This window comes from Bradyrhizobium sp. IAR9, assembly GCF_013408065.1.
Classification (GTDB): domain Bacteria; phylum Pseudomonadota; class Alphaproteobacteria; order Rhizobiales; family Xanthobacteraceae; genus Bradyrhizobium.
This window is the reverse complement of the sequence record NZ_JACBZW010000004.1, coordinates 405,287-429,508: the sequence shown is the minus strand read 5'-3', so window position 1 is coordinate 429,508 and position 24,222 is coordinate 405,287. Positions and strand designations below refer to the sequence as shown.

Sequence of the window (24,222 nt, the reverse complement as noted above, 5' to 3'; positions counted from 1 at the left end):
GATTGGAGAGCCCGTTTGCGAATGAGTAGAAGTCGCCCCGCAAACTTTCCGTCGAACTTCGCAGGTGTTCTATTTTGTCTCTCGTTTCAGATCGGCTCAAAGCTATCCGTCCATCGGAAACTAAGGCCATGACCGCGCGAGCCGCTGAGCTACGCGATCAGGGTGGTGACGTGATCACGCTCAGTGCGGGCGAACCGGATTTCAACACGCCGGCCGCTATCTGCGAGGCCGGCATCCGGGCAATCCGCGACGGGCGGACGAAATACACCCCGGTCTCCGGCATCAAGCAACTGCGCGAGGCGATCCGAAAGAGCTTCGGCCGCGATCACGGTCTCGACTACGGGATCGACCAGATCACTGTCGCCTGCGGCGCCAAGCAGGTCGTCTTCAACGCACTCTTCGCCAGCCTCGACGCAGGTGACGAGGTGGTGATCCCGACGCCGTGCTGGGTCTCCTACCCCGATATGGTGGCCCTCGCCGGCGGCAAGCCGGTTCTCGTCGCCTGTGATGAATTCCATGGCTTCAAGCTACGCCCGGAGGCGTTGGAAGCAGCGATCACGCCTCGCACTAAGTGGCTGATGCTGAATTCGCCCTGCAATCCGACCGGAGCGGTTTACAGCCGAAGCGAGCTCCTGGCGCTCGCCGCGGTGCTCCGCCGCCATGCGCATGTCCACGTGCTGTCCGACGATATCTATGAAAAACTCACCTACAGCGCCGACTTCGCCACGATTGCCGCGATCGAGCCGGACCTCTACGACCGCACGCTGACGGTCAACGGTGTATCCAAGGCCGACGCAATGACCGGTTGGCGCGTCGGCTATGGCGCGGGGCCTTCGTCGCTGATCAAGGCCATGAATTTGATCCAGAGCCAGACCTCTTCGCACACCAGCTCGATTTCGCAATATGCTGCCATCGAGGCGCTCTCCGGCGGCAGAAAGCATATCGAGGAATTCGCGAGCGCTTTTCTGCAGCGCCGCGATTTGGTTGTCGCCAAGCTGAACCAGGCCGATGGACTTTCATGCCGGATGCCGGACGGTGCCTTCTACGTTTTCCCCTCCTGTGCAGGTGTTATCGGCAAGCGCACGCCGAAAGGCAAAATCATCGAAACGGACACGGATTTTGCGATGTATCTGCTCGACGAATTTGCCGTAGCAGTCGTACCCGGCAGCGGCTTCATGGCGTCGCCCTATATCCGCATTTCCTATGCCTGCTCGCTCGAGGATCTCAGTCGCGCCTCCGACCGCATCATCGCCGCCTGCACGGTCCTCACCTGAAGGAAATACCGATGTCCCCTGCCAAACGCCTCCGCGCCCGCATGGCCGAAACCGGCCTTGTCCACATCATGGCCGCCCATAGCCCGCTTTCGGCAATCCTCGCAGAAGAAGCCGGTTTCGATGGCTTGTGGGCCTCCGGATTCGAGTTGTCGGCACTTTACGGCGTTGCGGACATGAGCGTGATCTCAATGACACAACATCTCGACATGCTGCGAGCGATCGCCGGACGCACGACGCTGCCGATCGTTGCCGATATTGATACCGGCTATGGCAATGCTATCAATGTCATCCATGCGATCAGGGAATACGAGCGAGCCGGCGCCAGCGCCGTCGTCATCGAAGACAAGACCTTTCCAAAAGTAACGAGCCTTGTTGCCGGCGGACGCCAGCAATTGCTGCGCATTGAGGAATTCCGGGGCAAGATTGCGGCGGCCGTCGCGACACGGCAGGATCCGGATTTCCTCGTCATCGCTCGTACCGAAGCTCTGATCGCAGGTGTTGGAGAAGCGGAAGCTCTGCATCGGGCCAACGCCTATGTGGACGCTGGCGCCGACATGATCCTGATCCATTCGAAAGAGAAGAATCCCTTGGAGATCGAAAGCTTCTCGCGCGCTTGGAACGAGTTGGTGCCGTTGGTGATCGTGCCGAACGCTTACCCGGATCTCGACGCCGAGCGCGTCAAGGCACTCGGTAATATTCGCATGATGATCTACGGCAACTACGGTATCCGCGCTGCTGCAACTGCCATGCAGGAGACCTTCCGTCGGATCATGGCGGACGGCGGCGTTCAGAACGTGCACAAGGACATTCTCGCAGTTGAGGAGGTTTTCAGGCTTCAGAGGATGGACGAGATTAAGGCAGCTGAAGCTCGCTTCCTGCGCTGAAGGCGTTCTCCTCGAGAGGTAGCGTGTTTCGGCTGGAGAAGAGCGATAGCGCCGACCGTTCTCACGGCGCGCATAAGAAGCGTCTCTGGAAAACGCTACCGTTATCAATTCGACTCCTGAGTCCGATCGTACGGAGTACCAACTAGCGGGTTTTGTGAGCGAGATATTGTTGATATGCAGGAATCGCAGATTCCAGGGTCGATGGTTCGCGCGGCAGCCTTTCGGAGCAGATGTTTGAGCTTGGCGAAGGCCTGTTTGATCGGATTGAGGTCAGGGGAGTATGGCGGCAGGTTTCTTGAAAGTTGTGAGAAGATCAACCGGAGATTGTGGCGCACGGTCAACGAGACGGGATCGTGAAAACAGATCATGGATACGCGCCTTGAGCACGCGAGGTTGAATTAAACCCGCTCCGTGAACTCCCATACGGGCCAGCGGTATATGATGGCCGCAGCAAAAGGCCGGACACATTTCAGCACCCGACCACGCTCCGTGCTCCTCGAAAGTTTCTTCTTGCACCAACGGTGGCGTCCACACATGTCCATGACGACGATATCGCCGCGTCGAAGGGGCGGCAGAAGAACTTTCCCGAATAGATCCAAGAGCTGTCGCCATCGATTGGCCCCCCGATGAACCGTGGCGTATCGACCCGGTCACGGCGCGGAGCCGCCAGGATGGTCATGGTCTTCCTGCGGCCTTGGAGAACCTTGGCGGCAAGTGCCGAGATGAGCAACCATCGGCACGCCGATTGCCTGCTCGTGGGGCTCGCAACCTCAAGAGCCAAAAGGCTTCCGACTGGCATATCGGAGGCCTTCCTCGGACATCTAAAACAGATAGCCACCTACTCAGGCTGGCCGCTCCAGCTTTGCCAAGTTTTCCGAGAGATCCTTTCTCCTACCTTAGTTGAAAGGATCTCACCAATTTCGCTGCGCGCGCAGGAGAATGCTTACCGCGCTCTGGTCCTTCAGCTCAAACTTAGCACCCGGCTTGGCGACACCCGACTGGAGCGGCAGCGTCACAGTACTTCCGCCCACGTACTTCTGATCGAGCATGGCGTAGCCCAGCTCGGCCGTAAACGCCAGGTTCTTAATCGGCGTCCAGATTGTGCGTGTACCAACAACCCCGTAGTTGAAGTCGGGATTGCAACCGGCACCCCCGCTCGAAAGCGTCAGGCCTGTGACGAATGCACCGCAAATGTAGCCCTTGGCTGTGCTGTTATACCGGACAGCACCCCACCCTCCAAAGAGACTGGTGGCCCAGTGTGGATCCCAGTTGTGGTTGTACCCAGCGTTGACGCCATAGGTCGTGGTCAGCTCCTGACCGGCACCGGCGACGAAGACGGAGTCAGACACACCGCCAATTCCGAGACTTTGGTAAGCACCCGCCACGCCCGTACTACCGTACATCGCGTAGGTCGTCGACATATAGCTGTTGAAGGCATAGCGGCTTGCACCGTTAGCATACACGCCAGTCGCATTGAACGTGTCACCCGGACCAGTCGGGATGTTCTTGATCGATAGGGCCAACTGTCCGGCCCAGCCCCACTTGTCACCCGGATGATCGGTCGACTCGGTGCCGCCGTAATACGCGGCATGGTTGTCATGTGCAGCGACTGAGGCCTGAAAGAGGCCCCAAGCTTGGTCAACACGAAGCATAGCAATGAGATCTGGAGCTCGCGCGCCCCCGATGTCGTTGGCACCGTACGCACCGGTCGCTAGACCTGCCGGCGTCGCGGCGCTCACGTTCCAGATATTGGTTGTGTATCTGGCGACCTGATCCTGGGCCGAGAAGGAAGCTGTGATGCCCTGACCGAAGTCGGCTGTATACGTGAACTGATTCACGGCGTCCCCGCCGCCGCTGCCCGGCAGCTCGAAGAAGATGTTCGCCGGATACTCGAGCCAAGGCGTGTTGAATTGCGACTGCGCCTGACCGAAGGTGAAACCCGCGAACTGGATGAACGCGTAGTTCAGGAGGAGTGAACCGCCCGCGATGGAGTCGCCGGAGTACGTCGTGGCGCCGCCATTGAGACCGACGCCAGCGGCGGCGTAGCCCCCCGTAGTCCACTGGAGAAGCACGTCGAAATACGTCCGAACTACGCCGTACTCAGTCGCCGTGCGAGTATCGATGTTAAGGCCCTCACGAGAACGAGTGGTGTAATAGTTACCGAGACGGTTGTTAGCGCCGGTCACGCCGTTCACGCGGCCTGGCAAGAGGGTTGTCTCAGCGCGCAGGTACCCACCCAGTTTGATACAGGTATCGGTCCCCGGGATGTAGTAGAATCCGGCACCATACAGCGAGCAACCCTTCACGTACTCGTTCGCTTTGACTTTCGCGGGAAGGTCAGCCGCCTGTGCCCCCCCTAACGCGATCAAGCTTGCCGCTGAAGTTAGTGCAGCTCGTTTGATCGTTCCATGTGAGCCAAAGTTCATGTTTGCGAATGTCATTTGCCACCCTATTCGTCCCGAATTTGCGCGGCCGACGCAGTATCGTCGGAAGACAATCATTCGGTGACAAACATCAAATAATGCGATGAGACATTCTGATTTGGTGATGGATGTTTGCTGGGCATGATCGTCTAACTTCAAGCTGTTGCGTTTTGAGGGGCGGCGAGGCTCAAAGAGCTTGGCGGCTCGCTCAAACGGCAGTTCGGCCGCTCGGGAAGGGCGCTGCCCAAATCGCGCTGTAGCGAGCGAGCGGCCGGGCGCGATTTCAGCCGTATGCTCCTAGCTAGCCCACAAGCGAAGGCGGTTCGTCCTTCTCAGTCAGGGCAAACTGAATAGCCGTCGCAAAGCGCTCTTCTCAACGGCCAGGCCACCGTGCCCGATATTTTTGGGAACTCAGATCCTTTTCCAGACGAGCCTGATGCGCCCCACAAAGCCGGGGGTCCTTTACCAGCGTCTCTGGGGTTACGTTTTCGGTCGGGCTCAGAAGCCACGTTCTGCGGACCTTGACCCCTCGTGCCGCAAGAAGATGGTCCTCGGGACTGGACCAGAAACAGGCCGCTATTCACAAACTTATGGTCGTTTAGATCCACGAGAATCTCGCTCGACAAACCAACTAAAGGACCAAGATCGAGTTCTCGCCTACAAGAACTCCCCACCGAGCCGTGTCGATCTCGCCGGAGAACTGGCGCAACAGACATTTCGGAACAAAGTGCTGGTTTTTATAGTCGGCCATTTTGGCTAGTCATTTTTGATCCGTGAGACAACAAAGTGGCATGAAATCCAGAGATAATGCGGAGCAGCCTGTTGCGGCAGTGCTGCGCGATATATAGCGATCCCAAGAGAAACGAGAAGCAGATCGAAGTCTAGGCTTGCGCGGCGTCAGCGAGGGGGCGCACACTCTGCAGATCATCCCCATTGTCGAGAGTTGACGTTGAACGTTGTAGCCGCATGATCCAGCCTCGTAGACGAACTCGACGACACCATGTCGACGCGCCAGACTCCGCGCGAGTTTGCCGATTGCGACCTCCTCATCGGTCGCAAAGCCAATCGACTACATGCTGCGCCGCTGGGATCGGTTCACTCGATTCATCGATGAAGGGCGGATCTGCCTGACAAACATTGCGGCGGAGCGCGCGCTGCGCGGCTTTGCTCTCCGCCGCAAGTCCTGGCTGTTCGCCGGCTCGGAACGCGGCGCTGATCGCGCCGCCATCATGGCGACGCTGATCATGACCGCAAAGCTCAACGACATCGATCCGCAAGCCTGGCTGGCGGACGTCTTGGCCCGCATCGCCAGCACCCCGCAAGGTCGGCGCCAAAGTGCCCACTTGGCGAAGACCTTCGTCGGCTTCAAGCGTATTCCTCGCTCTGCCGTAGCACACCTTGAGCTGGCCGTAGCAAGAGACGGGTCGAATTCGCCAAGGTGAACAAACGCGTCGAACTCTGAGTTCCTGACGGCAACCATCAAACATCCAATATGGCCAGTTGTAGCAACTTCCGTGCCAATTTGTGGTGATGTGCAGTGGTCATTACGGTCAACTACCACCGTTAGTAATTGATCTAGGTGATCGTAGATGCGACCTATCGGTTAATGAACGCCAAGCTGCTCAAGCGCACCTGCAAGGAGTTCGGCATGCGATATCAACCACAGGATCCGGCGCGATCGCCGAGCATGACGCTTTAAAACCTTGCTGGGTCACCATGCTGTCGATTGGCTTTCCTGTCGGCTACGCTCGCGCCAACAACTCTTCACGGCGCCAACTCGTCAACGAGCTCGAACGCATCAAGTCTAGCTGTCTTCTGAACATGAGCTCGTCTGTTGGCGATCGGCAGCCCTTACCAATTTTGGTGAAGTGTCAGCCGGGGACCCGCCTCTCCTGCGGCATCGATCTATGCGGCCGTGTTCAATTAGAAGAAAGCGATGCCGGCAGTGATGAAGGGGGTGCCGGTCTCGATGAGCTCCTCGTCGACTACGAGCCTGCCCGAGCGGAGGATCGATCTCTGCCGAAACAGATCGCGTTGCGGCGCGCTACTTCGGATCACCTTCATATCGTGGGTGCAGGCATTCACGGTCGATGATTTGGAGGCGTTCGCATTCTTAACCGTCCAAGCTAACGCTTGCTGTTTACTGCTTACCGCGAAGGGCCTGTCAAATCTGCAGCGAGCCGCGCACCGATCCGACGATATGTTTGTGTGAGTAAGGGAATTAGCCTTCGCCGACAGCAACAACTTTGCGCGCGGCGAGGAGAAATTGCTGGTAAAGCGATGTTACTGTGCGATCACCAGATGCTTCAGGAGGGAGGCGCCTCCGAGAACGAGCCGCCGTCTAGACGATTTCCCACGCTGTTCGAGGCTGGCGATTGTCTAGCGGGGTGGAATTTAGCTTCCCTGTCGCATGGAGACAACGATGGGCTTATCGAAGCGAAAGCGAAGGAGAAAGCGTTGAGCGTCTTTGAACCCACGAATTTCGGTAGTGAGAAGCTAACCGCGACCTCAACTGATTGGGTCTATAGACGTATCGGTGTCGAACCGATCATCAATTGTACAGGCACTCGGACGAACTATGGCGGCAGCAACCCCAGCTCAAACGTCATGGATGCAATGTTGGCCGCTTCAAGACATTTTGTTGATCTCGATGAGCTTGCCGAAGGGGCCGGGGCCTATATCGCCAGGCTAACGGGCGCGCAGTGGGGGATGGTATCTGCAGGTAGTACGGCCGCTCTCGCGCTGGCGACGGCTGCTTGCATTGCAGGAAATGACCCCGAGGCGATGCTACGCTTGCCTGAGACAGGCGAGCTTTCCTCCGACGTCATCGTCATCAAATCACACAGATTTCCATATGATAATGCCATCCGCCACATGGGAGGAACTATCGTCGAAGTTACAGACCAGCGCGAGCTGGGAAATGCACTATCGAATAGGCCCGCGATGATATGCGTTCTCGGACGGGCAGAGGCCGCTGGATTTATCGGACTGGAGAATCTTCGCGGACAAGCTCCGAACATTCCCATAGTTGTCGATGCGGCGAGCCTGCCTCCCACAAGTCCGGACGTATGGCTCGCGCGGGGCGCCGACCTCGTTATCTACTCTGGCGGCAAATGCATTCGAGGCCCGCAATCCACCGGTTTTCTCATTGGACGGAAAGATTTGTGCCGCGCGGCTTGGCTAAATGGGCCCCCTCACCATGCCATTGGCCGAGGAATGAAAGTCGGAAAGGAGGAGATTGTCGGCGCACTTACGGCCCTGGAAGACTGGCTGTCAAACGGATCACGTGACACAGACAAGCATTATTTGATTCTAGAGGTACTCGTCGAGCAGTTGCACGATGTTCCTATAACCAGCAAAATCGACAAACCCAATGGAGCGGTCGCCCCCAGACTTTTCCTGTCGTGGAATAGTGAAATTACGATAACGGGAGAACACATTTGCCAATTTGCGTTTGATCGGCATCGCGTGAAGTTGCAAGACTTCTGGGCAACCGACTCGTCGTTGTTGATTGACCCCTTTAACATCCAATCAACGGCTGAAGCCAAGACAGTAGGCCTTTCTATTGCAGAAGCCTTTCGGATGGCATCATTGGGCGCCATTAATAGTCAAAAGATCCCAGAAGCTCATGCGAATTTATCCGGGAAATGGCAAGTAAATCTAAGCTTTTTGTCCGTGCAAGCACTACATACTTTCCAACTCACACAACTAAGCGACGGCGCAATCGAAGGATTTCATCACGGACGATTTGGATCCTCGTCAATCGTCGGACGCATATCAGGGGTGGATGTCACCCTTTCCTCGAGAAGCGAGGATGATCCAACGAATATATACTTCCAGTTTCATGGATTGATTGAAGGTAATTTACTTGTGGGAACAGTTTCCACGGGCGCCGCTCCCCGCGAATTTGCAGCTCGTAGCTTCTGCTCTCAATTTGGAACGGGCACCTGGACAGCCTTTCGTATTTGAACAACCTGCAATAGAGCGATTGATTGGCTAGAATTGAAAGTGACGTAGTCCAGGTGGATCAACCTTCGATCATCCAGCGTTGGAGCGCCGCATCGGACACACGATGACCACCGATTGAAATGGACCCGCATAGTGGGACCGCGTGAACCGGTTTCTGTTTGAAAGCCGACCGCTCCTTCTCCTACTATCATGTCGCACGGGCTGTCGTCTGCTGTTGTTGCCGCTGTGGGCATGTGGGCGCGGCGGCGTTGTCCATCATGTCCACAGGGGCGTTCCCTGTTGCCGCGCGCCAGACGGCGATCGGCGTGCGGAGCCGAGCGCCTGATGAAGGCGATGCTCGTTGTAGAAGGCGATCCAGCTGGCGATCCGCCCTTGGCCTCGCGGCCGTCGGCGTATCTCTTCAGGTAGATGCCCTCGTGCTTGAGCGATCGTAGACACGTTCGATGGAGACGTAGTCCATCCAGCGCCCACGTCCGTCCATTGGAGATTCGGACTCCGGCGCCCGGGGGGAGCGCGCCGGTGAACGCGGCGCTGATGAACTGGCTGTCCTGGTCCCTATTGTCGCGACGATGCTTCGCATCGCGCTGAGATTTCCGGCTTGCCGTGTGTGGCCAGGGCATCGCCGAGCGCCGCCACGCAGAACGAGACATCCATCGTGCTCGACAGTCGCCACACCAGGATGGTGCGGCTCATCCGGTCAATAATCGCCACCAGGTAGAGGAGGGTAAGCGATGTTCTCAGGCCACGCGCCAGTGTTCTCGGGTAGCGAGATAGGCCCAGGGTAGCAGTTCGTCGATCTGGCTGTTCGGGTGGCCGTTGACGATGCGGGTGATGACGTCGGCGAGATAGGCGTGGGGTTCGATGCCAATGAGCTTACAGGTTTCGATCAGTGAGGCGATGACGGCCCAGTGTTCGCCGCCGCCGTCCGAGCCAGCGAACAGAGCGTTCTTGCGGTTCAGCGCGATTGGGCGGATAGCGCGCTCGACGACGTTGGAATCAATCTCGATGCGACCGTCGGCAATGAAGCGCGTCAGCCCGTTCCAACGCGACAGCGCATATCGAATGGCCTCCGCGAGTTTGGTCTTCTGGCTGATCAGACCAAGCTTGGCGCGCAGCCAGGGTTCGAACTCGTCGACGATCGGCCGGCTCTTCTCTTGGCGGACGGCGCGACGCTCGTCGGCGGTGCGGCCACGGATCTCGGCTTCGATGACGTAGAGCCCAGCGATACGTTCAAGCGCCTCGCTGGCGATTGGTGCGGGGCCGGCTGCGGCGAGTTCGTAGAAGCGCCGGCGCACATGGGACCAGCAGAACGCCAGTTCAACGTCACCGCGCTCGGCCAGGACCCGATAGCCGGCATAGCCGTCGACCTGCAGGATGCCGGCAAAACCCGCGAGGTGGACGATCGGTCGTTCGGCCTTGCGATCGGGAGCGTAGACATAGGCGACGGCGGGCGGGTCCGTGCCGCCCCAGGGCCGGTCGTCGCGGGCATAGGCCCAGAGCTGGCCGGTCTTGGTGCGGCCGCGTCCAGGATCGAGCACCGGGGCGGTGGTCTCGTCGGCAAACAATTTTGACGACTGCTTCAGCCTCGCGAGCAGCCGCTCATGCACCGGCCGCAACAGGAAGGCTGCTCGCCCGACCCAATCGGCCAGGGTCGAGCGATCCAGGTCGAGGCCCTGGCGGGCGTAAATTTGAGCCTGCCGATACAGCGGCAGATGGTCGGCATATTTGGCGACGAGCACCTGCGCCACGGTGGCTTCGGTCGGTAGCCCGCCATCGATCAGCCGCGCCGGCGCCGGTGCCTGCGCCATGGTCTCGCAGGCCCGACAAGCATACTTCGGCCGCCTTACGACTAGGACCCGGAACTGGGCTGGGACGATATCCAGTCGTTCGCTCACATCCTCGCCGATCCGGTGCAGCGCCTGCTGACAGCACGGGCAGGCGTGATCGTCGAGGTCGATCAGCATCTCGACCCGCGGTAGATGCGCCGGCAGCGCTCCTCTGTTCCTGCGGCGCCGTGCGGCTCGGCTTGATCGCTCGGCCGCATTGGCTGCATCGGTCGCGGCGTCACTGCTCGCCTCGACCTGCTCGACCTCCTCCAGGCCGAGCAGCACTGGTCCTCCGGCAGCGCCTCGGCCCGGCGGCCGAAGCGATGACGCTGCAACTCCTTGATGATCTGCTCGAGCCGCGCGGCGCGCGCCCGTTCGACCAGCAGCATCGCCTTGAGCGTGCCGGGATCGTCCGGAAGCGTGTCGGCCGTCGTCATGATGCGATTACACCATGCGTCGCGGCACCCCGCGAGCGCGACATGCATACTGATTCACTGTGCCGCAGTTCAACTCGCCTGGATCGGCGACGGTGTCTCGCGCGCAGCGTGGACGCGCTTCCAGTCCAATCCTTCGAGCAAGGCCGACAGCTGCGCCGCGGTCAGGCGAATGACGCCGTCCTGCACGTTGGGCCAGCAGAACGAACCGGTCTCAAGCCGCTTGGCGAACAGGCACACACCCGTGCCGTCCCAATAGATCAGCTTCACCCGGTCGGCGCGCTTGGCGCGGAACACATACACGGCGCCAGAGAACGGATCGGCCTGGATGCTCTCACGCACCAGGGCCGCGAGCCCTTCAGCACCCTTGCGGAAGTCAACCGGCCTGGTCGCCACCATCACCCGCACCGCGCCCGTCGGACCGATCACGTGCAGGTCTTCAGCGCATGGATCACGGCCGCAACCGTCGCGGCCTCCGCGCCGCGGCCGACCCGGACGGCGACGCCGTTGATCTCGAGCTCGATGATGCCGCTGTTCTCGGCGCCCTCGGGCGTCTTCCGGAGGCGTCGGCGCTGCCGCGGTGAGCGCTCCGGCGGCGTGGACGATAGGGTAACGACAGCGGGCACGAACGCCTGCGGCGCGTGGGCCGCAGGGATCGCAACCGGCTGTCGCATTTGCCGGCGCCACGTAAACAGCTGTTGCGGCGACAATCCGTGCCGCCGCTCGACCTCCGATACCACGGCACCCGGGGCCAGCGTCTCCTCGACGAACCGTGCCTTGTCGTCGGCCGAGAACTGCCGGCGCCGACCGGTCTCCGTGATGACCTCGACCCGACGAACCGAGGTGCTAGGCTCAAGCATATGGTCAAGCTTAGACACAAGCCGATCTCCAATCAGAGATCGATCATTCCTCGCTCAACGCCTTCAATGGAAGGTGGGGCCGAAACAGCGCTTACAGAGGAGGAAGCCCTGTCCGACTTGGATGTAGGTGTTGTCTGGCCGTCCAGACGTGATTGAGGCAGTCGATTGTGAGTTTGCGCAGTAGATACGGATAGATCTCTTGGCCGGCAGCAGGCCTCATTGTGCGAGGCCGGAGCTCCGTAATCGCCATCTTGCGCATCGGCCGTTGCACGCGCTTGCGGTTGATCCGCAGGCCTCGGCCGCGCGGCATCGCCGTCATGCGGCGCGAGCCTAGAAACGGCCACGCCGTGAACAGCTCGTCGATCAGGCGCATCGGTGCGGCGTCGTTGTCAATGGCCGGCGGCCGCGGCCGGCAGATGCCGGAACGCGCAACGCGGACCAGGGCGCGTTGTCTTCTGATCGACACGTCCGATCGCCGCGCTCGAACATCGCTCGGCGGTCCGGCGCACTCATCTTCCGGACCTCTTGGCTAAAAATCTCGCTCCACCGTGAGCTGGCCGATCTTGGCATGCAGCTTCTCGACCTCTCGCTCGCGATCGCCTCGGCATCCCGGCCGACGCCGGCGTCGAAGGCCCGCCCTGCGTTCTCCAGCAGCTGCGTCTTCCTGGCGTAAATCTGGATGGGGTGGACCTCTTAGCGATGGGCCAGAGGCCAACGGTCGCCTGTTCCCGCACCGCCTCCAGGGCAATCTTCAAAGCGGTGTCAATCTTGCGTCTCGTCTTCGTCATGGTTCGCTCCGTTTGTCAAACGGAGCGGCCGATCTCCAACTTAGTCCCTGGTCCCAAAAACCGGGTCCATTTCACTCAGCGGGACCCCTGCTGCCCTATACGACTTCCGCAACTAAGATAGCTGCGGAAAAATCAAATGCGCATCTGCACGGCGGGCCCGTGTTCCTCGCTCAGGCTATGGTAATGCGATCAATGTCGTCCATGCCATCAGCGAATCGAGCGTGCCGGCACAAGCGCCGTTGTCGTCGAGGACAAGACTCTTGCATAAATGGTATGAGCCTTGCTGCTCATGGCGTCAGAGGAATTCGAGGGGAAGATCGAGGCACATCACGACAAGACCGCCCGGATTTTGTCGTTATCGCCCGCGCCGAAGCCTTGATCGCAGGTTGGGGAAGCGCAAGCCTACGTCGGGCACAAGCCTGCGTCGGGCACAAGCCTATGTAGAGGCTGGCGCGGACATGATTTGATCCATTAGTAAAAGAAGGATCATACCGAGATCGAGAGCTTTTCGTGCGCCTGGAGCGGATCGGTACCACTGGTCATTGTGCCGAACGCCTACCCGGATCTCGACGCCGAGCGCGTCAAGGCGCTCCGCAACTTCCGCAAGATGATCTACGGCAACTACGGCATTTGCGCTCCTGCTACGGCCATGCAGGAGACCTTCCGCCGAATTATTGCCGACGGCGGCGTCCAACACGTCCACCGCGACATTCTACCGGTTTAGGAAATCTTCAGACTTCAAAGGATGGGCGAGGTGAAAGCAGCCGAAGCTCGCTTCCTTCGCTGAACACGCCTTTGAGTGCCCTTCGATACCTAACAATAATGTTGGATCTACACCGGATACACAAAATTTCAGCTCAGGCGCTATCCTGAGGCCGTCAGGATAAACGGCTTTGTCCTTTACGTCGCGTGCCCCCGAGTGAGATATGAGTGATCGCGCCAAGCAAACTCACGACGCTCTTAAAGATTTCTCTGAAACAAGCCGCTGTCAGCAATTGAAGGTGCGCGCCATAGCGTACAAAACGTACAAATGACGCCAATTTTTGGCGCGAAGCAGCCTTGATACGCAGCAATCCGGCTGTACGCATCGAATAATGTGATTAAGCATCCATTTGTGGAATGGCCTGCCGTGGCAACTAGTGGATTTTCAAAATGCGACCGGAGCAGAAGATGGCTGCCGAAAACGATGAAGTGCCGCTCAACGCAATCCGGGTATTTGTGACCATTGCGCGAGAAGGAAGCGTAACGCGCGCGGCCAGCGCATTGGGGATAACCCAGAGCTCGGTCAGTCGTTACCTGGCTGTGCTCCAGGACTATTTCGGTACAGACCTCGTGGAACGGCGGGGTCGGCGGAGCGAATTGACGCAGTTCGGAAGACTTTTCGCCAGCACCGTTGCAGAGTCGCTTGATACGGTGTGCTTCACCGCCAAGCGGATGCGGCGGCGAAATCGATCGGGCGTTAACCGGATTGTGGTCCGTACATCGCTTTCCACGTTCGCTCACTCCTTTTTGATTCCGAATCTTCAGGCGTTCTCTGCCGAAATGGATGGCGTGGTCGTGGACGTGATCAGTTCATTGTCCCCGCCGACATCCTGCGACAATTTCGACATCTTGATTACGCGCGATCTTTCCGTCATTGAACCGGCCGACGATTGGGTAATCTACAATGAGGAGCTCGTATGCGTGGGCTCCCCACATCACGTAGCAGGAAAAACGCTCTCAATCGTTCGTTCAATGCCAATTCTGAACATCACATCCAGGCCAGACATACTGCCCACGTGGCTTAGGGCGATGAACCTGACCGCAAAAGACATAGAATCGGGAGCGCGATACGACCACAATTATCTTGCTCTACCGGCCGCCATAACAGGAAAATGCCTGCTGGTCGTACCTGAAATCATTGTCGCCGATCTCGTGCGCGGGGGCGCGCTGCATGTCATACCAGGATCGCGCGCGCCGAGTGGCATGCAATATCGGGCCTATTCGGTCGACCGCAGTGACAATCCCGAAATCGGGCGTGCCTTCTGCCGTTGGATCGCCAGGCTCTGTAAAAGGGCAGCAAGTGTGGAAGCAGCTTAACAACCTGGCCGGCGATACCGGACATTTCGACGGGATGGATCCAGACACAATAGCCAAACTCGAAGCGATTGTCCGTTCCCCGCGGCAAGACCAGTGGTGCAAGCGAGATCTGCGCCGTTACATTCGACTGTGCTTCGTCCGTCGCAAAGACCGAGCCCGAAGTTCTGCGTGAGCATGCCGCGCAAAGATGACATCGCTCGCTGACTTTCAAGAGTTATTGTCCAAGATCCCTGTCTGCAGCTAGCCGACCAGCCAAAAGCTCAGGAGGCGTCGTCCTTGTCTTCGCCCTTGTGACGGAGCAAGTCACGATAGCCACCTCGCATGAGGCGCAGCCCCAGCTGAACCAGGCGAATGGTCCGGCTGCGCAGATCGTGTGTTTTCCAGCCTCGATCGGGAATGCGAGACTTGCCAAACAAGCGTTGCGCGATTTTGCGATAGCTATTGCCTTCCAACCACCCATCCACTGCACGCAAAGCGAGGATGTGCCGATGCCGGCCCCCGATCGATTGAGCGAGAGGGGGCGGCCTAACGGGGCGCTGTTCGAGCGCCAACCAAAATCGATGTGCAGCTTGCAAACGGAGGTCGAAGTTGCGGTCGAATGGCAGCTCGACGGCAAGCGATGAACCGCTCGACGGAAGTTCTTCCAACCAAAGGCGATGCTTCGCTCCTCCGAGCGGCAGGATTGCATGCCATCCATCCGGCGCTTCACGAAGTTTGCTGCCTGCCAGGTCGGCAAAGTCAAGTTCGTACGGTTTGGACGCTATCGAGCGGATCGCCGTGCGGACGACAAGCACGGTCGACAGCGCTTCAGGCGCCCAGAAAATAGCTTGTTCGTCGAACGTCTTTTGCGGATCAGCCGGAAAACGTCAGTCCCCACTTTCGTCGGAAGTGATCCGTCGCGCTGGATTGTTTGCTCCTAAGCACGGTCCTGAAGTCTTGTTGATACTCGCGATCGCGGCGTAGCCACTCCCAAGCTATGTCGGCCGTTTCTGCTTTCTTGACATCGTGGTATGCGCTCTCTGATCTCCAGTCGGCACCCGGCATGGTACTACTTTTCCCCGTATGTTCTTGATGCACACACAAGGAATTGCAGCCCGACAATTGTGACGATTTCTAGCTGTGTTCGTGCAGTTCTTCGCTGCTGGTCCACTTACGAGATAGAACGATCCACTTTTGCGATTGGAAAGAAAGTCGCGTCCGTCTCAGATGCCGTCACTCTTCACTTTTCGGCCAAGCGCGGCGCAGGAGATCTCGATAACCGTGACGAGCCGCCCACTTTGCGCGAGTCAGATGACTTTCGAAAGCACTGCGCGCGCGATCTGGCTCAAGGGTCGGATCAATACCAAGCACAATGCGCGCGACTTCGCGCCAGTCAGCGTTATCGGCTTCCGCATCGAGGAGACGCATGTAGATGACGGCGTGCCGCTCGTCGTATGGCGTAAGGTCGGGCGCACTGGGCGCCAAATCTGCGATTTTGGGATCGAGCGACACTGCCTGGAACTCCTACCAAACTGAAAAACCTCACAGATTCTGAGCGATGGTAACCCCCCTCACGGCATCTTGGTACCGGCCCAATTGTCGCGGTCTGCGCAATGCATCCCGCGGATACCTCGAATGGAAGCCGCGATGCCTGATCCGCGGTTTATCTCGATTTTGCTCGCCCCGACCCTCGTCGGTGTTGTTTTGACTGCAGTCCATATCCCTCGGAGCGCGATCAGCGCATTTGCTACCGTGCAAGCGCCTGCTCCCTTGTTGCCTGCGCGAAGAAATGGACGCGTGCGCTTTGGCTGACAAACCCGTTGCCTCCTCGCTGGCCGATGGTTTGGCTTGCTCGGTTCAGTCCGCCGGCGAGAACGTTGTTCTCAATTTCGAACTCCACGTAACCAAATTTTCCATTTGGTCGCGCCGCCGAGAAGAAAGCGCCGGTAATCTCGGTCAGCCATCGATTTTGCGGCGGCCAAATGGCTGACGAACGTTTCGCCGGCGCGCACTGGCCGAGATCAGGATCGATATGTAGCACGGTCCGAACAACCTCTTTCCGGTCGGCGTCGGCGGCTTCAAGAAGTCGCCAGAAGGTCACGAGATGCCGCGCCACGGGCAAGAGCACTGAACTGTCCGAATGGGGATCAGCGAGGATTCAGTGGGAGGGTCCGGGTGATCTTCGCGCGCGCAGCAGATCGGCGCAGTTCCAGTTCACAACGAGCGTGAGACGTCATTTTGTCAAGTATATCGGGGTGTAGTATATTGAGCAAGCGGCATCCTCTCTCGCATGGACTTGCGGGAGACATTCGCCACCAATTTGCGCCGTCTGCGCAATGCGAGGGGATGGTCGCAGGACGAGCTTGCGTTCGAGGCAAAGATAAGCCGTGGCTATTTGAGTGAGCTTGAAACTGGCGAGTACTACGTCAGCATCAAAATCATAGGTCGTCTCGCCGACAAGCTCGATGTTGAGCCTGCTGAGTTCCTGAAACGGCCTTCAAAAAGAGGGCGCTAGCTATACCGATCCCAATACCGGTCTTGCTCTCAATCCATCTCTTCTGGCTACCGTAGCCGTTGAATGCCGGTCTAGGAGGTTATTTCCGCCGGATGATCTTGCGCACGTGCAGCAGGTTGAGCAGGTTCGGTTCTCAATGCGCATGAGACGACGTTATGTGAAGTATATCGAGGTGCAGTATGTCGAACAAACGGCTTCCTGTCCCGCATGGATTTGCGGGAGACATTCGCCACTAATTTGCGCCGTCTGCGCAATGCGAGGAGATGGTCCCAAGACGAACTTGCTTTCGAGGCCGATATTAGCAGGAGCTACTTGAGCAAGCTCGAAAAGGGTACGTACTACGTCAGCATCAAAATCATAGGTCGCCTTGCCGACACGCTCGACGTTGAGCCTGCTGAGTTCCTGAAGCGGCCCGCAAAGAGAGCCGTCAGGTAGGCTCATTCAAGACGCATCTTAATCCCAATCCCATTCTTCTCGATCTCGTCTGTAACCTTTAAATGCCGGTCCAGATGAGTTCCGGCGACCCGGTTATGGGTTTCACGCAGCTAATGGATTCGAGATGGGCGGACGCACAAGCGCGTCCATGTGATAGTTGGAATGGTTCCGCCGACCTGCGTAGCGATAACGGCTACACGAGCTCGGGACGGCACGCCCCTGGCAACTGCGGGGCCGTCATTTCATTTCATCGGCACGAGCTGATTTGAAGCAGGTGCAATGGAGCAAAGATCGAGGCGGCGAGCCGCCAGATCAGACATCTGAGAAACTTTGCCCAAGAGCTCGGCGATGGCTGGAAAGAGGGTGAGCAGCGGGAACTTCATCGGTGCCGCTATGTGCGCCGCAAGCCTGGCTCGCCCCCTACATCCCCATCATCGAGGAATGGATCCCCGCACGAAACGCGTTCCCCGACAATCTGATCTGCGCATCTGTTCAAGGAGCGAAGGTAGGTCACATCCTGCCTGATGCAGCCGCTGGAGAACGGCGAGCGAGCAAGGGCCGCTCGACAGCTCATTAGCAGCACAGAAATCACACTATCGGTTCACGATGCAAAGGCAGGGTCGAATGGCTAGACCGATACAAGCAGACCGTCACGCAGGTATGGTTGGGGCTTTTTGACCCGCGTTTTCAATAGCTTGACACTGTGCTTGCCGCGTGTCCGACAAGCTGATTATTAACACAACTTCGGCTCACGCTTCCAGGTCAATGAGATCCGAGACGCCCTGCCCGCGAGATACCCTGCATTAAAAGGCGACACGTCATCGGGCTGGTCACGGGCCGAAAACCGAGCGCGCCCCAGAACTTCACTACTGCCCCGCACCATCTGAGCCATCGCGAGTTTTATCAGAAGCATCGCGAGGCGAATTGGTGAAAAAATCGAGAGCGACGTGGAGATCGGCTTAGTGTTGCGCTCGAACTCGTATTCAGTCGCCCGTGAACAAGGCTCTAAGCGATTGAGCGGGAGTCTGTTTTTCGGATTTGAGACGGTTTGAGATTGCAGGGTTTGGGAGGTCGAGGCCGCCAAACCCTGCAAATTCGTTTGTGATTCCCTTTTGCGGCAGGCCATGATTCTGTGGGTGCATCGGAGGGGACGATGCGGCCGAAGAAGCACAAGACGACGGGATCGAATGACCTGTTCCGGGCGCGGCTGGACCAGATCATCAACATGAAGCACGAGTTGGTTCTGCTCGCCGGCAAGGTTGATTGGGACTGGATCGACGGCGAGATCGCACCGCTCTACAGCGAGAACGGCCGGCCTGGGATCGAGACCCGCTTCATGATCGGGCTGTTGTTGCTCAAGCACATTTACGGGTTGTCCGATGAGGGAGTGTGCGAACGCTGGGTCCACGACCCGTATTTCCAGTTCTTCACCGGCGAAGAGTTCTTCCAGCACGCCTTCCCGCACGAGCGCTCGGACCTGAGCCATTGGCGCAAGCGGCTCGGCGACAAGCTGGAGCTGCTGCTGGCCGAGAGCCTGCGGGTGGCGCACGAGGCCGGCGCGTTGCGCAGCCAGGACCTCAAGCGGGTCACGGTCGACACCACGGTGCAGCCGAAGGCCATCACCTTTCCGACCGATGCCAAGCTGCTGCATGCGGCCATCAAGGGGCTCAACCGCCTGGCGAGAAGACACGGCGTCAGGCTGCGGCAATCCTATTGTCGCGTGGCCAAGGCCGCGGCGATGATGGCAGGGCGCTATGCCCATGCCAAACAGTTCAATCGGCATCAGCGGCAGTTGCGCATCCTGCGCTCCCGGCTCGGCCGGATCATCCGAGACATCCGCCGCAAGATCGAGAGGCAGCCAGCGTTGGAGGAGGCGTTCGCCCTCCCGCTTGGCCAAGCCACCCAAATCCGCTCGCAACAGCAGCGCCAGCGCGGTTGGAAGCTCTATTCCTTTCATGCCCCGGAGGTGGAGTGCATCGGCAAAGGCAAGGCCGCCGCGCCTTACGAGTTCGGCGTGAAGGCCTCCATCGTCACCAACAACCGCGGGGCTCCCGGGGGCCTGTTCGTGCTGCACGCCAGGGCGCTACCCGATAACCCGTACGACGGTCACACCCTGCGGGACGTCATTGACCGCACCGAGACACTCACCGGCTGTCCGATCGAGCGGGCCTATGTCGACAAGGGATACCGCGGCCACGATGCACAAAATCCGCGTCGCGTCTTCATCTCAGGCCAAAAGCGCGGCGTCTTCGGTGCTATCAAGCGCGAGCTGCGCCGCCGCTCCGCTATCGAGCCCATCATCGGACACATGAAAGCCGAAGGTCACCTCGGCCGCTGCCACCTCAAGGGCCGCGCAGGAGACGCCGCCAATGTCGTCCTCTCAGCCGTGGGCCACAACTTCCGCCGCATCCTCGCTTGGCTCAGAGAACTCTTGTGCCTCATCCTGGTCCAGCTATGGCGCACGTTCGCACGCCCAGCCCAGCTCAATCCGGCTTCTTAACGGACGACTATTCACGAGGTAGATACTCGGAGCGTTTACGCCATCGTTCTTCAACTGGTGCCGCAGCTCGGCATGCGCGACGTCCGGCGTAGCCGCCACAGCTTCCAGAATTAATTGGCGCTTCGCCCCGATGCTCCACGAGTTGCATCTCTCCCTTGCTGTTTGGGAGACGATGTCGCCAGCGTCCTTCGGCCGCCCCCCGTGGGCGGATTGCGCTGATGCCGAAGCGCACCGCGGCCAGTCGACGCGAATAGACCGCCATAGAGCGGGGCCCGGCCATGCATGCCGGACCCGTTCGCCATAAAGCCCGCATCTGTTTTGAGCCCTGCCGGGAATCGCAGTCGATTCATTCAGATCGAACAATGGCCTGGCAGTTAGCAAACCCCAGACGCTAAAGGTGACAGTCGCGACCATACGGGCCTGAGCTCTGCATCAGAGGCCAAGCAGACAAATGGCAGCATCGAACCATTTCCAATCTATTTCAAAACCGCTGGCACTGGCGGAAGCGTCCGGAGATGAGGATGTAAGTTGGAAATCGGTACCTTTCGGACGAAATGAAGCGCAACGATTTAAGCGACGGCGTTGAGATATGTGCACGCTCCGTACATAACTTTTGGTTTCAACAGCAGCCTCTAACCGAAATTTGGTCGCGCGTTACTTGCGTGGCATGAGATTACGAACTTATGATCTCAGAGCGCTCGTTTGTGTGGGGCCGGGGTTACGAACGGAAGTTGCGACCGGACTTGTGAAGACTCAAAGAATATTCGGCGACAAACCATCATCAAGCCACTTAGCAAGTAATCGCCAGGCAACGAGCTATGATTGTCGGTGACGGGGTTCATCGCGAACAGCCGGCGAGTTATGGCGATCAGAATCATCGCGCCTGGTTGCGCAGCGGGGTAAACAGCTTGGACACCACGGAAGATAAAATCGAGGCGGCTGAGCCACCCGCGAAAGTTAAGTCCGTCGCCTCCACCATTCTTGGCGAGTTCTTCGATGTTCTGGAGAAGGAGGAAGGCCTCGGGCAGGTGGCGTCGGGGCTCCGCAAGGTTGTACTTGAGGAGGGCATGCTCCACGAACCCGCCATACGAGCCGCCCTATTTCCGGATGCGCCATGATCCGGATCGAGACGATACATATTACGGAATTTCGCGGCATTCGTGACCTGACCCTCGAGTTCAAGGGCCAGAACTTCGCTGCATGCGGACCGAATGGGACCGGCAAGAGCGGCATTGTCGACGCGATCGAGTTCGCTCTGACCGGCGACATTTCTCGCCTCGCCGGCGCCGGGACCGGAGGCCTCTCTGTCAAAGCGCACGGCCCGCACGTCGACAGTCGCAACAAGCCAGAGGCCGCAACAGTGACAGTCGACGTCACTATCCCCGGGCTCAGCAACAAGAAGGCCCGGATTCGGCGATCCGTCAAATCGGCAAGCGCGCCCGAAATTACGCCTGCCGACCAGGATGTCATCGCGGCGTTCGAGAGCGTCAATCTCCACCCTGAATTCGTGCTCTCACGCCGCGAACTGATCCGCTATGTCCTCTCCGAGCCAGGGCATCGAGCGAAGGAGGTTCAGTCGCTTCTGCGTCTCGATGAGGTCGAGAAGCTCCGCGCCGTCCTGCAGAAGATCGCCAACGCCTCTACCAAGGAGCTTGCTGGCCTCGAACGAGCAGAGAAGGACGCGATCACGAATCTTCTTGCAGCGCTCGACACTGCCCAGCTCACCAGGAAGTCGGTCCTCGATGCGGTCAATCCACATCGCGCACTTCTTGGGCTGGCCCCTCTGCCGGAGCTCGACGCCAACACGTCGCTGAAGGACGGGCTGACCGCGACCACCAGCACCGGGCCAGGGCGCGTGCCGAAGACACAAGCCGCTGCCGACCTTGCCACGCTGAGGGAAGCACTCCAGGCGCTCCAGGCCGATGCGTTCAAACAGACCTGCTCGACCGCCGATACCAATGCGGCCGAACTCGGCAAGGATGGCGACAGCGTCACCGGTCTGTCGCGCGAAGCGCTTCTAAAGTCGGCGCTGGACCTCTACGATGGAACGGCTTGCCCGGTCTGCGACACGCCATTCGAGCCCGATGTCTTCAGGGGTCATCTGGCCGCAAGCCTCGCCCACCTCGACGATGTGAGCAAGCGCCGGGCCGCGCTCGAAGCGGAGCTGAAGCCGATCCTTGACCGTCTTCATGCCGCCGGCACCGCGCTGAACATCATGATCGATTATGCGAGCCTGTTATCGCCTAGGATCGACGCCTCCGAACTGGCGAAATTCAGGACCGTTCTACGTGGCCGATACGAGCAGCTTCAAAAGCTTTTGCCGCTCGAAGACACGCGCGCAGTTCTCGCGGCCGTTCACATCGTCCCGGATCTGGAGCCCACGATGACCGCCCTCGATGCAACCATCGCGGCGATTCCAGAGCCGACCCGGCAGGATGCCGCGCGCGACTTCCTCGTGCTCGCGCAAGAGCGGCTCGAACACTATCGCACGGCGCGTTTGAAACTCGCGGCCGGCAACCTTCGCGCCGAGCGCGCCACAAAGGTGTCTAGCACCTATGGGACGGTGACTACCGCTGCGCTCGAAAGGATCTACAAGGAGGTTGAGGCGGCCTTCGCAAGTTATTACCGAAAAATCAACGAGGACGACGAAAGCACCTTCACGGCGAAGCTCATGCCCTCGATCGGCAAGCTCGGCTTCGACGTAGACTTCTACGGGCGCGGTCATTTCCCTCCGGGGGCATATCATAGCGAGGGCCATCAAGATGGGATGGGCCTCTGCCTCTATCTTGCGCTCATGAACCATCTGCTCGGGACGAATTTTACCTTTGCAGTCCTTGATGACGTGCTGATGTCCGTCGACGCTGGCCACCGACGTCAGGTGTGCACTCTCTTGAAAGACAGATTTCCCAACACCCAGTTCATCTTCACGACGCATGACGAGATCTGGCTGCGGCACATGAAAACGGAAGGCCTCATCAAGCACCGGAACTTTGCGCACTTCCGAACCTGGACGGTCGATTTCGGTCCAACCGAATGGGACGACCGCGATGTCTGGGCGGAACTGGGAGGTTATTCCGCGAAGAACGATGTGCGCGGCGCCGCTGCGCTGCTGCGCCACTACCTTGAGCATTTCGCCAAAGAAGCGTGCGATCGCCTGCGCGCCAGTGTGGAATTCCGTGGCGATGCCCAGTTCATGCTCGGCGACCTTCTTCCGAGGGCGACCAGCGCGCTCGGCGACTTGCTCAAGAAAGCAAAAGTAGCCGCCCACTCCTGGAACCAGAAGGACGTCGCTGAGCGCATCACCGCGATCGAAATGGCTTTCGGCGAAACCAAGACCAAGACCGGTTATGAGAACTGGCAGATCAACACCGCCGTACATTTCAATGAATGGGCCGACCTGAGGAACCAGGATTTTGCTCCGGTTGTGAAGGCATTCCGGAAGTTTACCGGCGCATTCGCCTGCGAGATCTGCAACGAGATGCTGTTCGTTGTTCCCGATCGAGGAAAAAAGGAAGCGCTGCGATGCGGATGCGGAGCGTTCAACTTCAACCTCCTGCAAAAAAGGTAGCTAGGCGGAGTTGCAGAAACCTGCAATCCTCTTCCGCGCCAAGCCATGAGCCTTCAGCACGGCACAATCCGCTGGGGTCTATAAGGCCTCAAGACAGAAGAGAACGGATATTCTTTATCTCGCTCGCATCGAGTTCTCTCGTGGAAATGCCTGGGCCTACAGCTCGCAACGGCGCGTTGCGACAATCTCAGGCGGGTACGAAATCGGCAAAGCCGATGATCTCGATGATCACGGACCGATCTTCGTAAGGAAGCGCGACGGCAGCAATTGTGATCCGGCTTAGCCCTGGATGGTGCAGAGACTTCGGCTTCGCTGCACAAGAAGGCCGCGTGGCTCGTAACGCCAGCTGCATATGCTTTTTTTGCGTCGAGCGCGATGCGTTGCAAACCAGTGATTAAGTTCCGATTCACCGACTCCTTCAGAGTGATTTCAGGAAATTCACCGAGAATCTTTGCGCGGGCGACTGCCTTTTGTTCGAGGTGTTTCGAATCAACGATCTCGTGAAGCAATTTGTGGTCGGTTGCCCACGAAATCGGAATGACCTCGCATCCGTAAATGAAATCAGCGCGAGCGCCACATCGCCGATCGTCCCAGAAACCTCTCGAGCATGTAAGCACCGATCGTACACGTAATGCCGTGCTTCAATTCGCCACATGGCCAGTCTGGTTCTCGGCGAGCCTACGGGCCA

At 58.8% G+C, this 24,222-nt stretch carries 21 protein-coding genes and 3 pseudogenes; 12 read left to right on the top strand and 12 right to left on the bottom strand.

Annotation, left to right across the window (positions count from 1 at the left end; all coding sequences use genetic code 11):
- The first annotated feature begins 128 nt into the window (after positions 1 to 128).
- Together GGD67_RS14175 and GGD67_RS14170 are read left to right on the top strand one after the other, a co-directional pair.
- Positions 129 to 1,274, top strand: a complete 1,146-nt coding sequence (locus GGD67_RS14175) for a pyridoxal phosphate-dependent aminotransferase (RefSeq protein WP_179733575.1) — start codon at positions 129 to 131, stop codon at positions 1,272 to 1,274.
- An 11-nt stretch (positions 1,275 to 1,285) separates the two neighbouring features.
- Positions 1,286 to 2,158, top strand: coding sequence for an isocitrate lyase/phosphoenolpyruvate mutase family protein (locus tag GGD67_RS14170; protein ID WP_179733573.1), 873 nt, complete (start codon positions 1,286 to 1,288; stop codon positions 2,156 to 2,158).
- A gap of 104 nt (positions 2,159 to 2,262) precedes the next feature.
- On the opposite strand, the pseudogene GGD67_RS40155 reads toward GGD67_RS14170, so the two are convergent.
- Positions 2,263 to 2,448 (bottom strand): annotated as a pseudogene (locus tag GGD67_RS40155) (hypothetical protein); the annotation flags it as partial.
- Between the two features lie 621 nt (positions 2,449 to 3,069).
- Positions 3,070 to 4,599 (bottom strand): porin, encoded by a 1,530-nt coding sequence (locus GGD67_RS14160; protein ID WP_179733571.1) that lies wholly within the window; start codon positions 4,597 to 4,599, stop codon positions 3,070 to 3,072.
- Positions 4,600 to 5,624: 1,025 nt separating this feature from the next.
- Between GGD67_RS14160 and GGD67_RS14155 the strand changes: the two are divergent.
- The 3 genes and pseudogenes from GGD67_RS14155 to GGD67_RS14145 all read left to right on the top strand — a co-directional run.
- Positions 5,625 to 6,023 (top strand): annotated as a pseudogene (locus GGD67_RS14155) (transposase); the annotation flags it as partial.
- Positions 6,024 to 6,297: 274 nt separating this feature from the next.
- On the top strand, positions 6,298 to 6,675 hold the full coding sequence (locus tag GGD67_RS14150; protein ID WP_179733569.1) for a hypothetical protein: 378 nt from the start codon (positions 6,298 to 6,300) through the stop codon (positions 6,673 to 6,675).
- 363 nt (positions 6,676 to 7,038) lie between these two features.
- Positions 7,039 to 8,550: a hypothetical protein gene (locus GGD67_RS14145; protein ID WP_179733567.1), complete on the top strand. Its 1,512-nt coding sequence runs from the start codon at positions 7,039 to 7,041 to the stop codon at positions 8,548 to 8,550.
- 555 nt (positions 8,551 to 9,105) lie between these two features.
- Here GGD67_RS14145 and GGD67_RS14140 read toward each other — a convergent pair.
- From GGD67_RS14140 to GGD67_RS40150, 5 genes and pseudogenes are all read right to left on the bottom strand, one after another.
- Positions 9,106 to 9,243 carry a hypothetical protein gene (locus GGD67_RS14140; RefSeq protein ID WP_179733565.1) on the bottom strand — a complete coding sequence of 46 codons (138 nt, stop codon included), beginning with the start codon at positions 9,241 to 9,243 and terminating at the stop codon, positions 9,106 to 9,108.
- A 44-nt stretch (positions 9,244 to 9,287) separates the two neighbouring features.
- Positions 9,288 to 10,813 (bottom strand): annotated as a pseudogene (gene tnpC / locus GGD67_RS14135) (IS66 family transposase).
- Between the two features lie 69 nt (positions 10,814 to 10,882).
- Entirely contained in the window at positions 10,883 to 11,239 is a 357-nt protein-coding gene (gene tnpB / locus GGD67_RS14130; RefSeq protein ID WP_007606730.1) for an IS66 family insertion sequence element accessory protein TnpB, read from the bottom strand.
- Positions 11,236 to 11,670: an IS66-like element accessory protein TnpA gene (gene tnpA, locus GGD67_RS14125; RefSeq protein ID WP_210286466.1), complete on the bottom strand. Its 435-nt coding sequence runs from the start codon at positions 11,668 to 11,670 to the stop codon at positions 11,236 to 11,238. Before tnpA ends, tnpB begins: the two co-directional genes overlap by 4 nt.
- A gap of 91 nt (positions 11,671 to 11,761) precedes the next feature.
- Entirely contained in the window at positions 11,762 to 12,043 is a 282-nt protein-coding gene (locus GGD67_RS40150; protein ID WP_179733561.1) for an IS3 family transposase, read from the bottom strand.
- A gap of 959 nt (positions 12,044 to 13,002) precedes the next feature.
- Here GGD67_RS40150 and GGD67_RS14115 point away from each other — a divergent pair.
- Both GGD67_RS14115 and GGD67_RS14110 read left to right on the top strand, forming a co-directional pair.
- Positions 13,003 to 13,182 carry a hypothetical protein gene (locus GGD67_RS14115; protein ID WP_179733559.1) on the top strand — a complete coding sequence of 60 codons (180 nt, stop codon included), beginning with the start codon at positions 13,003 to 13,005 and terminating at the stop codon, positions 13,180 to 13,182.
- A gap of 446 nt (positions 13,183 to 13,628) precedes the next feature.
- On the top strand, positions 13,629 to 14,537 hold the full coding sequence (locus GGD67_RS14110; RefSeq protein ID WP_179733557.1) for a LysR family transcriptional regulator: 909 nt from the start codon (positions 13,629 to 13,631) through the stop codon (positions 14,535 to 14,537).
- Between the two features lie 260 nt (positions 14,538 to 14,797).
- Here the strand turns inward: GGD67_RS14110 and GGD67_RS14105 are convergent, their stop codons facing one another.
- The 4 genes from GGD67_RS14105 to GGD67_RS14095 form a co-directional block, all read right to left on the bottom strand.
- Entirely contained in the window at positions 14,798 to 15,331 is a 534-nt protein-coding gene (locus tag GGD67_RS14105; RefSeq protein ID WP_312013684.1) for a DUF2285 domain-containing protein, read from the bottom strand.
- Between the two features lie 58 nt (positions 15,332 to 15,389).
- Entirely contained in the window at positions 15,390 to 15,581 is a 192-nt protein-coding gene (locus tag GGD67_RS40145; protein WP_409411355.1) for a transcriptional regulator domain-containing protein, read from the bottom strand.
- A 168-nt stretch (positions 15,582 to 15,749) separates the two neighbouring features.
- Positions 15,750 to 16,028 (bottom strand): DNA -binding domain-containing protein, encoded by a 279-nt coding sequence (locus GGD67_RS14100; RefSeq protein ID WP_179733555.1) that lies wholly within the window; start codon positions 16,026 to 16,028, stop codon positions 15,750 to 15,752.
- 235 nt (positions 16,029 to 16,263) lie between these two features.
- Positions 16,264 to 16,632: a hypothetical protein gene (locus GGD67_RS14095; RefSeq protein WP_179733553.1), complete on the bottom strand. Its 369-nt coding sequence runs from the start codon at positions 16,630 to 16,632 to the stop codon at positions 16,264 to 16,266.
- 174 nt (positions 16,633 to 16,806) lie between these two features.
- On the opposite strand from GGD67_RS14095, the gene GGD67_RS14090 reads away from it, so the two are divergent.
- Together GGD67_RS14090 and GGD67_RS14085 are read left to right on the top strand one after the other, a co-directional pair.
- Positions 16,807 to 17,031 (top strand): helix-turn-helix domain-containing protein, encoded by a 225-nt coding sequence (locus GGD67_RS14090; RefSeq protein ID WP_179733551.1) that lies wholly within the window; start codon positions 16,807 to 16,809, stop codon positions 17,029 to 17,031.
- 207 nt (positions 17,032 to 17,238) lie between these two features.
- Positions 17,239 to 17,466, top strand: coding sequence for a helix-turn-helix domain-containing protein (locus tag GGD67_RS14085; RefSeq protein WP_179733549.1), 228 nt, complete (start codon positions 17,239 to 17,241; stop codon positions 17,464 to 17,466).
- A gap of 242 nt (positions 17,467 to 17,708) precedes the next feature.
- Here the strand turns inward: GGD67_RS14085 and GGD67_RS14080 are convergent, their stop codons facing one another.
- Positions 17,709 to 17,849 carry a hypothetical protein gene (locus GGD67_RS14080; RefSeq protein WP_179733547.1) on the bottom strand — a complete coding sequence of 47 codons (141 nt, stop codon included), beginning with the start codon at positions 17,847 to 17,849 and terminating at the stop codon, positions 17,709 to 17,711.
- Between the two features lie 770 nt (positions 17,850 to 18,619).
- On the opposite strand from GGD67_RS14080, the gene GGD67_RS14075 reads away from it, so the two are divergent.
- The 3 genes from GGD67_RS14075 (at position 18,620) to GGD67_RS14065 (ending at position 23,534) form a co-directional block, all read left to right on the top strand.
- Positions 18,620 to 19,966: an IS5 family transposase gene (locus tag GGD67_RS14075; protein WP_179733545.1), complete on the top strand. Its 1,347-nt coding sequence runs from the start codon at positions 18,620 to 18,622 to the stop codon at positions 19,964 to 19,966.
- An 818-nt stretch (positions 19,967 to 20,784) separates the two neighbouring features.
- A complete protein-coding gene (locus GGD67_RS14070; RefSeq protein ID WP_246790786.1) occupies positions 20,785 to 21,084 on the top strand; it encodes a hypothetical protein in 300 nt (99 codons plus the stop codon).
- Positions 21,081 to 23,534: an AAA family ATPase gene (locus GGD67_RS14065; protein WP_179733543.1), complete on the top strand. Its 2,454-nt coding sequence runs from the start codon at positions 21,081 to 21,083 to the stop codon at positions 23,532 to 23,534. Before GGD67_RS14070 ends, GGD67_RS14065 begins: the two co-directional genes overlap by 4 nt.
- Positions 23,535 to 24,222 lie beyond the last annotated feature (688 nt).